Below are 243 nucleotides of genomic sequence, written 5' to 3'. Positions count from 1 at the left end.
GGCATGTCGTGCGTTCGCCCGTACTCTCAAGCTCCGAGTGTAACCGGAGCGCCAGCGTTCGGAGAAACTTTGCGCGCCTCTTCAAGTGCGCCGGCAATCGAGGCGCGACGCACCTCCTCGCTGCGCCCGAGCCCCTCGGCGACAATAAACTCAATATCCGTGATGCCCATGAATGTGAATGCGGAGCGGAGCAGCGTTTCGGCATGTTCGAACGACTGATACGGCGAACCGTCGCTGTAGACG

General features: G+C 60.9%; 1 protein-coding gene. It reads right to left on the bottom strand.

Features of this window, described 5'->3' with window-relative positions:
* Window positions 1-26: 26 nt before the first annotated feature.
* Window positions 27-243, bottom strand: a 217-nt coding sequence (locus ACR9ZK_RS23145; protein ID WP_481344259.1) for an NAD(P)H-dependent oxidoreductase, incomplete at its 5' end; no start/stop codon positions are given.

The organism is Monashia sp. HAY1-5C (assembly GCF_056755255.1).
The sequence above is the reverse complement of the archived record's forward strand: the minus strand, read 5'-3'. Positions and strand labels throughout refer to the sequence as shown.